This window comes from Pseudonocardia sp. NPDC049154 (assembly GCF_040648315.1).
GTDB lineage: Bacteria > Actinomycetota > Actinomycetes > Mycobacteriales > Pseudonocardiaceae > Pseudonocardia.
The window spans coordinates 21,738-31,502 of record NZ_JBEZDN010000094.1; the positions used below are offsets into that span (position 1 = coordinate 21,738).

11 protein-coding genes are annotated in these 9,765 nt (G+C 70.7%); 6 read left to right on the forward strand and 5 right to left on the reverse strand.

What is annotated here, in order from left to right; all coding sequences use genetic code 11:
• Positions 1-66 precede the first annotated feature (66 nt).
• Positions 67-1,443 carry an MFS transporter gene (locus AB0B41_RS31540; protein ID WP_358209798.1) on the forward strand — a complete coding sequence of 459 codons (1,377 nt, stop codon included), beginning with the start codon at positions 67-69 and terminating at the stop codon, positions 1,441-1,443.
• A gap of 92 nt (positions 1,444-1,535) precedes the next feature.
• On the forward strand, positions 1,536-2,477 hold the full coding sequence (locus AB0B41_RS31545) for an alpha/beta hydrolase (protein ID WP_358209800.1): 942 nt from the start codon (positions 1,536-1,538) through the stop codon (positions 2,475-2,477).
• 322 nt (positions 2,478-2,799) lie between these two features.
• Here AB0B41_RS31545 and AB0B41_RS31550 read toward each other — a convergent pair whose 3' ends face one another.
• From AB0B41_RS31550 to AB0B41_RS31560, 3 genes are all read right to left on the reverse strand, one after another.
• On the reverse strand, positions 2,800-3,912 hold the full coding sequence (locus AB0B41_RS31550) for a CocE/NonD family hydrolase (RefSeq protein ID WP_358209802.1): 1,113 nt from the start codon (positions 3,910-3,912) through the stop codon (positions 2,800-2,802).
• Between the two features lie 8 nt (positions 3,913-3,920).
• Positions 3,921-4,487 (reverse strand): CocE/NonD family hydrolase, encoded by a 567-nt coding sequence (locus AB0B41_RS31555; protein ID WP_358209804.1) that lies wholly within the window; start codon positions 4,485-4,487, stop codon positions 3,921-3,923.
• 380 nt (positions 4,488-4,867) lie between these two features.
• The gene (locus tag AB0B41_RS31560) at positions 4,868-5,491 is read right to left on the reverse strand and encodes a TetR/AcrR family transcriptional regulator (protein WP_358209806.1); all 624 of its coding nucleotides are present in this window, start codon (positions 5,489-5,491) and stop codon (positions 4,868-4,870) included.
• Between the two features lie 187 nt (positions 5,492-5,678).
• Here AB0B41_RS31560 and AB0B41_RS31565 point away from each other — a divergent pair, with 187 nt between their 5' ends.
• From AB0B41_RS31565 to AB0B41_RS31580, 4 genes are all read left to right on the forward strand, one after another.
• Positions 5,679-6,848, forward strand: coding sequence for an AMP-binding protein (locus AB0B41_RS31565; protein WP_358209808.1), 1,170 nt, complete (start codon positions 5,679-5,681; stop codon positions 6,846-6,848).
• Positions 6,767-7,327 carry a hypothetical protein gene (locus AB0B41_RS31570; protein WP_358209810.1) on the forward strand — a complete coding sequence of 187 codons (561 nt, stop codon included), beginning with the start codon at positions 6,767-6,769 and terminating at the stop codon, positions 7,325-7,327. Before AB0B41_RS31565 ends, AB0B41_RS31570 begins: the two co-directional genes overlap by 82 nt.
• Entirely contained in the window at positions 7,324-8,109 is a 786-nt protein-coding gene (locus tag AB0B41_RS31575; protein ID WP_358209812.1) for an enoyl-CoA hydratase/isomerase family protein, read from the forward strand. Before AB0B41_RS31570 ends, AB0B41_RS31575 begins: the two co-directional genes overlap by 4 nt.
• Positions 8,110-8,188: 79 nt before the next feature.
• Entirely contained in the window at positions 8,189-8,947 is a 759-nt protein-coding gene (locus AB0B41_RS31580; RefSeq protein ID WP_358209814.1) for an SDR family NAD(P)-dependent oxidoreductase, read from the forward strand.
• 114 nt (positions 8,948-9,061) lie between these two features.
• On the opposite strand, the gene AB0B41_RS31585 is transcribed toward AB0B41_RS31580, so the two are convergent.
• The gene (locus AB0B41_RS31585) at positions 9,062-9,196 is read right to left on the reverse strand and encodes a transposase (protein ID WP_358209816.1); all 135 of its coding nucleotides are present in this window, start codon (positions 9,194-9,196) and stop codon (positions 9,062-9,064) included.
• Positions 9,193-9,405: a transposase family protein gene (locus AB0B41_RS31590; protein ID WP_358209818.1), complete on the reverse strand. Its 213-nt coding sequence runs from the start codon at positions 9,403-9,405 to the stop codon at positions 9,193-9,195. The genes AB0B41_RS31585 and AB0B41_RS31590 overlap by 4 nt, the downstream gene beginning before the upstream one ends.
• Positions 9,406-9,765: the final 360 nt, after the last annotated feature.

Consider the following 9,765-nt stretch of genomic DNA (forward strand, 5'->3'; position numbering starts at 1 on the left):
CCACCCGAGGCGGGCCGGCTCGCCGGACCCGCCTCGGCACGATCAACGATGATCATGGGAGAGGGTATGACCGTCAGTGACCCGGCGGGCGCGCACGCGCAACCGCAGCCGTCCAGCAGCGGGGGACAGCGCAGGCTCGCCTACACCTCGAGCCTGCTCGGGAGTGCGATCGAGTACTACGACTTCCTCATCTACTCCACCGCGGCCGCACTGGTCTTCGGGCCGGTGTTCTTCCCGTCCGAGGACTCCGGCATTGGGGTCGTCTCCTCGTTCAGCACGCTCGCCGTGGGCTACGTCGCACGTCCGCTCGGTGGTCTCCTCTTCGGCCACTGGGGCGACCGGGTCGGCCGCAAGTCGGCCCTCATCACGACACTGGTCGCGATGAGCGTCGCCACCGTCCTCATCGGTGTGCTCCCGTCGCACGCCGTCGCGGGGCCCTTCGGGGCCATCGCGCTCGTGGTCCTGCGGCTCGTCCAGGGGGTGGCCGTCGGTGGTGAGTGGGGCGGTTCGGTCCTGATCACGGTGGAGCACGCCACCCCCCGGCGGCGAGGGTTCCTCGGCAGTGCCACCTCGCTCGGCGCCACGGTGGGGATCATCGTCTCCACCGGTGCGTTCGCCGCCCTCAACGGGCTCGACCAGGCCGATTTCCTCTCCTGGGGCTGGCGGATCCCGTTCCTGGCCACCGTCGCACTGCTCGCGCTCGGCCTGGTGATGCGCCTGCGGCTCGAGGAGAGCCCCGCGATGGTCGCCGCCCGGCGGGACGGGACCACCGTCCGCAGGCTCTCGATCATCGAAGTGTTTCAGACCATGCCGGGACGCACCGTGCTCGCCATCGGGGTGTTCCTGGGGCCCTTCGCCGTGCAGGCGATCATGACCACCTTCGCGGTCACCTACGCCGTCACCACGGTGGCCGCGCCTCGACAGCTCTACCTCAACGCGATCCTCGCCATGGGCTTCGTCCAGCTCGCCACCATCCCCCTGTTCGGCTGGCTGTCCGACCGGTGCGGACGCAAACCCGTCTACGTCACCGCCGTGGTCCTCATGCTGGCGTCGGTGGCCCTGCTGTTCCCCACCATCAGCGCGGGCGGAGCCGGCCTGGTCGTGACGCTGTACATCGTCCATCTCGGCGTGCTCCATGGCGCCGCCATCGCCGTGGTGCCCACTCTGCTCGCGGAAGTCTTCCCGGTCGCCATCCGCTACACCGGCATCAGCGTCGCCTACCAGGGAGCGGCCGTGGTGGGCGGTGGCCTGTTCCCGCTCGCCGCGGCGAGTCTCGCGACAGGCGCGGCCGCGGCCGCGTGGATCACGGTCCTGATGCTCGCGGGAGTGGTGGTGAGCAGCGTGTGCGCTCTGCTCGTGCAGCCCGGCCGCGTCGACCGGCCCTCGGTCGGGGCCGACGGTGGCGACAGGCGGGTCGCCAAGGCGGACGGGGTGCAGGCGTGACCCGGTCGCAAGACGTGTCCGGTGCTAGCCGACCCCTGGATGAACCGGCTGCTCCGCGACGTGTGGAGGATCCACGAGACGGAAGGACGACCGTGACGACGGCGCAGCGACGCAACCACCGCACCGAACGCACTGCCGCGTACCAGGAGCTGCTGCGTTACCTGCGGGAGCTGCCGATCTCGCCCGAGCGGTCGATCGAGGAGGCGCGGACAGCGTACGAGACGCTCTGCGCCCACTTCGCCGATCCGCCCGAGGCCACCCTCGTGCCGGTCGACGCCAATGGAGTGCGAGCGGAGTGGACCACGCCGCCCGGGGGAGCGTCCGTCAAGGCGGCGATCCTGCTCCTGCACGGCGGTGGGTTCACGGTCGGTTCGGCGGCAGGCTACCGGGACCTCGCCGCGCGGCTGATGGCCGCCACCGGAGCGGGCGTATTGACCATCGACTACCGGCTCGCGCCGGAGCACCGCTTTCCGGCGGCCCTCGACGACGCGACGACGGCGCTGCGCTGGTTGCATTCGGAGGCTCCCGGACGACCCGTCGCCGTGGTCGGGGACTCGGCGGGCGGCGGCCTGGCGATCTCGCTGGCGGTCGCGGTGAGGGACGCCGGGCTCACCGCACCCGTCGCTCTCTCCGTGTTCTCCCCCCGCACCGACCTCGTGCAGACCGGTGCATCGGTCGACACGCAGGCGGATCTCGACCCGCTGGTCACCCCGGCGTCGAGCTACGAGAACGGGCTCCGGTACGTGGGGTCGGAGGCCGGGCTGCGCAACCCGTCGGCGTCGCCCCTGCTGGCGGACCTTACGGGCCTGCCGCCCGTCTACCTCTACGTCGGCACCTCGGAGATCCTGCTCGACGACGGCCTGCGGCTCGCCCGCGCGCTGCGCCGCGCCGGCGTTGCAGTCGACCTCGACGTCTGGCCGGAAGGCATCCACATCCTGCCCTTCTTCGCCTCCCGGGTGCCCGAGGCAGCTGAGGCACTCTCGACCGCGACCGCCTTCCTCACGGCTCAACTCGCCGTCGCGACGGCGCAGTGAGGAAACCTGGCGCATGCCGGCAAGGGCGTCGACACCGCCGCCCTCTACGAGGCGCAGGGGGATCGGTTGCGACCAGTTCGTGGACCTCGCGATGTTCCACGCCGTGCTTCGAGTGGGACTCCCGTGCCTGCTGCCGCACGGTGATTGCGCGGTTCGGCGCGCCAACCGTGACGACCTGGTAGCGATGCGGGATCTCTGCGGTGGTGGGGACGGTGCCCGCGGGACAGGTGGAGCGCGGGGTTGGGTCGTGGGCGCAAACCCGCGCGCGTCGATGCTCATTCTCGTGGTGGGGCGGAGGCACGAGCGCCTCCGCCCCGTGCCGTCAGTTCCGGACGACCGGCAGCGTGATCCGGGACGGGTGGTTGCGGTCGTGGAGGATCCTCTGCTGGGCCACCCGCGTTGTGGTTCCCTCGGTCACGGGCTCTCCGGTGTTGAGGTTGCGGTCCCAGCGGGGGAAGTTACTAGAGGTCACGTGGACGCGCAGTCGGTGCCCCGCCCGGATGAGGATCGAGGTGGACCAGAGGTCGACCTCGACTTCGTCGATGCGTGCGGGCTCGGTGTGCACGCGGGTGATGCCGTCGGTGATGTTGCGGGACACCCCGTGAGCGTCGACCTCGCACAGTCGCACGACCCAGTCGGTGGACGGGCCGTCGGTAGATGCGAAGAGCGTCGCGCGGATCCGGCCGGTGATCTCGGTGCCCGCCTCCAGCGGCGGGGTGGTGAAGACCAGGACGTCCTCGCGGCTCTCGGCCTCGCGCTGGTCGAAGGGGCCGGGGGGGTACTCCGGCGACATCACCAGGTTGCCGCCGCGGGTCTGGACCGGGTCGGCAGGATCGTAGACGTAGCCCGAACCCGAGCCCTCGGCGGTTGGAGCCTCCCAGGACAGCGTGGAGTCCTCGCCGAGGTACAGCGGCGTGGCCTCGGCCCGTGTCAGCGGCCACTCCGCCTCCTGGCGCCATTGGTTGGCGCCCATGACGAACAGCAGCACGCCGGACTCGTGCTCCTCTGTTGCCGGCAGCTCCTTGAGCCAGTGGTCGTACCAGCCGCGGGTGATGTCGGTGAGGGTCCGCCCATCGGGGAGCGTCGACCCCAATCCGAAGCTCTGCTCACCGACCCTCCCAGCGTTCCACCTCGAGCCGAGCGTGAAGTGGTCCCAGGGTCCGACGACGAGCCGCGCGGTTCGGCCGCGGGCGCGCATGCCCACGAAGTTGTCGAGGGAGCCCTGCAGGAAGATGTCATACCAGCCGGCGATGTTCAGTGTGGGCAGGTCGATGACGTCATACCGGTTCGAGACGCGCGACTCGTCCAGGCTGGCCGGATCGGCCAGCGCGCGGGCGACACCGATGTCGGGCTGCCCCGATTCGGTGATCGCGGGCTGGGCTGCGGAGGGCAGCTGCCAGTAGGTCTTCGTCGCCATGGAGTCCATGTCGCTCATGGTTGCCATCAGCTTGCTGAGCGTCTCCTCGGGCGGAACCCGGCCTTGGGGTACTGCCCCAAGGCCTGCATGAGGCCCCACTGGGTGTTCAGGCCCAGTTCGACCGCCCCGCCGCGGAACATCAGGCCGTCGTCAGGGTTGCACCACGTGGTGATCGGTGCGATGGCGACAAGGTGCGGTGCACCGGAGATGGCCGCGCCCCTCTGGGTGCTGCCCAGATAGCTTGCGCCGAACATGCCGACCCTGCCGCTGCTGTAGGGCAGGGACGCCGCCCACTCGACTGTGTCGTAACCGTCCTCGCGCTCGTACTTCCACGGCAGCCACTCGCCGTCGGAGGTGAACCGGCCGCGGGTGTCCTGGTTGATGACCACGTATCCGGCGCGCACCATCGTCTTGAAGTCCAGCATCCCGTCCCACAACAGGTCCTTGCCGTAGGGACTGCGGCTGAGCAGGACCGGGAACGGGCCGTCATTGGCTGGGCGGTAGATGTCGGCACGGAGCACCGTGCCGTCGCGCATAGGGACGGGGACGTCCAGCTCGATCATGATCTCGTGCACTTTGCTGTCCTGTGTCATCGAACTCTCCTCGCTGAGAAGAACACTGCGGTGCAGCGGCCGGTGGCGGGTGCGCCGTTACCGCTGTCGTGCCGGGTCGTACTCGGTGGGATGCGGGTGGGCGTGTGGGGCGGTGTGGGAGCAGCCGATGCTCCTTCGTAGGCGTCAGCGGTGGACGAGCCGATGGAGATGCCGCCGTCGATGTCGAGGACCGCCGCGATCAGCAGGATCGCGATTCCGGCCGGGGCTGATGATCAGAATTCGGGCCCACCAACGCACTCCGGGTACTGACAGCGGTACGCTAGTACCGAATTCTGCGCCCGGTCAATGGTCGAGCTGAGTGCAGGACGAGCGCAGAGCGACGGAGCGGCGCAGGCGGAGCCGCGAGCCCCGCACAAAGGTCAGGCCGGTGACAGGCCGTCAAGGAGGAGGTCGCCGAGCTGGGAGAACGCTTCTCCGGCGGTGAGTCCGGTGCGCTCGAGCAGTACCCCGGACTGCACGGCGTCGATGGCCACGGCGATGACCTGGGCGGCGAACGGGCTGTTGACCGGACGAAAGGCGCCGGCCTGTGCCCCGTCCTCGATCAGTTCGCGGACGCGTGTGGCGGCGGCGGCGGAGTTCTTGCGGTAGATCTGCGCGGTGGGTTCGTAGCCGACCATGTCGTCGTAGAAGGCGAGGCTGTGGCGACGCATGGCCGTGCCGACCCCGTCGAGGTAGGTCCGGATCCGCTGGCGGTGATCGGGTTCGGCCGCCACGGCGCGCTCGATCTCGGCGGCGGCCTCACGGAAGAAGCTGCGCGTGACGGCCAGGACGAGCTGTTCCTTGGTCGGCGCGAGGCTGTAGAGCGTCGCCTTCGAGCACCCCAACCGTCCGGCCAGCTCGTCCATCGTCACCGACGTGAAGCCTTCGGCGAGGATGATGTCCTCGGCCCGCCGCCGCAGCTCGTCGAGCCGGGCGGTGTCGACGATGCGCCGGCGCGGGGTGCGACGAGGGCGCTGGTCGCGCTTGTCCGAGATCGCCGACATGGCCGTCATGGTCGCACGCCCTTCCCCTCGTTCGCCGACAGCTGCCCGGTCCGGCGCGCGCTTCGCCCGCCGCACTCTCGCGACGCGGGCCGACGACACCATGGGAGGCGCCCTCTTGAGGTTCCTCCACCGGTCGGGTACTTTTCACTGGTATTCAGTACCGTAGACCGTACCCAAAGGAGGGTGTATGGCATCGCAGCCGACCGCGGCAACCACGCACGTCACCGAGCTCGTCGGCGAGATAGTGGCGGTGTTCTCGGCGGCCGACGCCGACCCCGCGTGGTTGATGTGCGACCGCCATCCGCGCGACGCGGTGGCGTTCACGTTCGTCGAGCCCGACGGCTCGACGCTCGACCTGACCTTCGGTGAGCTGCGGGAGAAGTCGCAGCGCTTCGCCGGGCTGCTCGGTGAGCTCGGCGTCGGACGCGGGGACCGGGTGGCCACGCTGATGGGCAAGAGCGTGGATCTGGTCACCGTGCTGCTGGGGATCTGGCGGGCCGGGGCGGTCTACGTCCCGCTGTTCACCGCCTTCGCCGCCGACGCCGTGGCCTCGCGGCTGGCGGGCGCCGAGGCGAAGGTCGTGGTCGCCGACCCCGAGCAGGCCGAGAAGGTGCCCGCGGGGGCGTGCACGCTGCTGGTGGCCGGGTCCGACGACCCGATCCGTGGTCTGGCCGCCCGGCTCGACGCCGCGCAGCCGTTCGAGGCCAGCACTCCGATCGGCGGGGACGGCGCGTTCGTGCACATGTTCACCTCGGGCACCACCGGGGCGCCGAAGGGGGTTGTGCACCCACTGCGCTACGTCGCGGGCTGGCAGTCCTACCTGCGGTTCGCCCTCGGTGTCGGTGAGGACTCGGTGTACTGGTGCGGCGCGGACCCGGGCTGGGCCTATGGGCTGTACGCCGCGGTCGTCGCGCCGATGACCCTCGGTCTGCGCAGCGTGCTGCAGCGCGGCGGGTTCGACGCCGCGGCGACCTGGCGGGCGCTGGTCGACCTCGGTGTCACCGACTACGCCGCCGCGCCGACGGTGTTCCGGTCGCTGCGCACCAGCGAGGTCCCGGTCCCGCAGGGCCTGCGCCTGCGGCGGTTGTCCAGCGCCGGTGAGCCGTTGACCGCGGAGGTCAACGAGTGGGCCGGGCCGGCCCTGGGGCTGCAGGTCCACGACCACTACGGACAGACCGAGCTCGGGATGACGATCGGCTTCCCGCACCACCCCGACCTGGAGATCCCGGTCGTCGCCCAGACCATGGGGTGGCGCTGCCGGGCTGGTCGGTCACCGTGCTCAAGGAGGGCACCAGCACGCCGGCCGAGATCGGCGAGCCCGGGCTGCTGGCCGTCGACATCGCCGCCAGCCCGCTGATGACCTTCACCGGCTACGCCGGGCGCGAGGCCACCGACCGCTTCACCGGCGACGGGCGCTTCTACCTGTCCGGGGACCTGGCCACCCGCAATGCGGACGGCACCCTGCGGTTCTCCTCCCGCGACGACGACGTGATCATCATGGCCGGGTACCGGATCGGCCCGTTCGACGTCGAGTCCGTGCTCGCCCAGCACCCCGCCGTGGCCGAGTGCGCCGTGGTCGCCGGGCCCGACCCGGTCCGCGGGGAGGTCATCGAGGCCTTCGTCGTGCTGCGGTCCGATGCCTCAGCTGCTGCGGAGCCCGCAGAACTGGAGCGCGAGCTGCAGAACCACGTCCGGCAACACTACGCCGCGCACGCCTACCCCCGCCGCGTCCACGTCGTGGCGAGCCTGCCCAAGACCGCCAGCGGGAAGATCCAACGCGCCCAGCTGCGCCGGGACCTGCGCGCCGCCGCCGACCCCACCGGGGCGGCGCGGTGACCGGCCTGTCCTGCTCGGTGCTGCGCGTCGAGCAGCGCGGCGCGGTCCGCCGGCTCGTGCTCAACCGACCGGCCCAGCGAAACGCCCTCGACGCCACCCTGGTCGACGCCCTGACCGCCGCGCTCACCGACGCCGAACAGCACACCGCGACCCGCGCGGTGCTGCTCACCGGCGCCGGCCCGAGCTTCTGCGCCGGCGCCGACCTGCAGCACCTGCTCGCCCTGGCCGAGGCCGGCCGGTCCCCGGTGCCGTTCCTGTCCACCGTCTCCGAGCTCACCCGCCGCATCGAGCGCAGCCCGCTGCCGGTCGTCGCGGTCCTGCACGGCCACGCCGTCGCCGGCGGCCTCGAGCTCGCCCTGGCCTGCGACGCCGTCCTCGCCGAGGCCGGTACCCTGATCGGGGACGGGCACATCCGCAACCACCTCGTCCCGGGCGCCGGAGCGGCGGTCCGGATGCGCCGCAAGCTCGGCGACTCCCTGGGCCGCTGGCTCGCCCTGACCGGCGAACTGCTGCCCGCCGAACGGTTCCAGGCCTCGGGCTGGCTGCATGCGGTCGTCGAACCCGGCCACGGCACCGACGCCGGACACCGCGTCGCCGAGACCCTGGCCGCCGCCGCCAACCCGGCCCAGGCCGCGTTCAAGACGATGCTGGCCGAGCTCGACGAGCAGCCCTCGATCGAGCAGGGCCTGCACCTCGAGCTGCAGGCCTTCGACCGGCACTGGGCCCGCCACGACGTGCCCGCCGAGCTGCGCCGCTTCTTCACCCGCCGCACCGCCGGATGACCGACCAGCCCCGCGACCCACCGCCTCCACCGCACCACCGCCTCCACCGCACCACCGCGACAATGCAGGGAACCCGCAGATGAACCGCTACGTCGGACAGACCGTACTGATCACCGGCGCCGGGCAGGGCCTCGGCCGGGCCATGGCCCACCGCTTCGCCGCCGAGGGCGCTGCGGTGATGATCGGCGAGATAAACGAGGCTGCCGGCGCCGAGCTCGCCGCCGAGCTGGTCGACAAGCACAGCATCCCCGCCGAGGCCCGCGCCCTGGACGTGACCCGCTCCGCCGATGTCGACGACTGGATCCGCCAGGTCCACACCGACCACGGCCGCATCGACGTCCTGGTCAACAACGCCGGGATCATCCGCGACAACCGCGCCACCGACATCGACGACGCCGACTGGCACGCCGTGCTCGACACCAGCCTCTCGGCCACCTTCTTCTGCATCCGCGCCGCGCTGCCGTACATGCAGCAGCGACGCTACGGCCGCATCCTGTCCTTCTCCTCGATGAGCTGGCGGGGCAACTACGGGCAGGCGAACTACGTCGCCGCCAAGGCCGGGATCGTCGGACTCACCCGCACCATCGCCCTGGAAGGCGCCCGCCACGCCATCACCGCCAACGCCATCGCCCCCGGCCTGATCGAGACCCCGATGCTCGCCTCCATGAACGGGCCCGCCCGGGAGAAGCTGATCTCCAAGGTGCCGCTGCGCCACACCGGCGACCCCAGCGACATAGCCGAGGCCGCGGCCTACCTGTGCTCACCGGCCGCCGGCTATGTCACCGGCGTCGTCCTCGACGTCGACGGCGGTCTCGGAATCGGATCCTCCATCCGTTGAGCACGCCGTTCCACCTCTCGGCGCCACTTTCCCGCTCCGAATCCGCACTATCGTCCTGCTGATGCTGTGGTCGGGACTGTCGACTTTCCGGCTCTGGCTCAGATGAGGTGGTTGTCAGCTGAGCAGGATCCGTTGCCGGAGCAGCGCGAAACCGGCCCGGCCATACATTTGCCGTCTCAGTAGTTTGATCTTGTTGTTGACGCTCTCGGCAGGGCCGTTGCTGTAGGGCATGGACAGTCCGGCGGTCACGGCGGCCAGGTCCTTGGGCGGAAGGTCTTCTGCCGGCACGCGGCGTTGCCGCAGATCAGGCGTCGGACGCGCAGGTCGATGACGAGACCGCGGCCAGCGGCGGGAAGATCGGCCAGACGGCGCAGGTGCCAGGCATGAGTTCGTCGCGACACGTCGCCACACCGCGGGCAGACACCGTCAAGACCTGACGTCCGAGCGCGGACCCGCACAACGCCGCCAGAGCCGTCGACCTCCTCGATGACCAGGGCGGACAGCTCAGGAAACAGGACAGCAGCAAGATCACGAACGCACGACGGTGACGATCACAGACCAGATCCCGTCACCCCAAACGGGACACGCCGGGCCGACCACCTCTTCTGAGGCAGAGCGGAAGGTTCACAGTCCCCTACCAAGGCCCGCACAGCTACGAGAAGGCCCACGCAGCTACTGTCCCGGCGGCGGGCGTGATCCACCCCAGTGCCTATGCGGGTAAGGGGCTCTTCCGGGAATGGAGTGCAGGTGAGGGCGTGACCGACCGCGGGAGTCGGGTCGTGTCGCTGCGCTGAGGCGGGCCCCGAGAAGTTGATGAT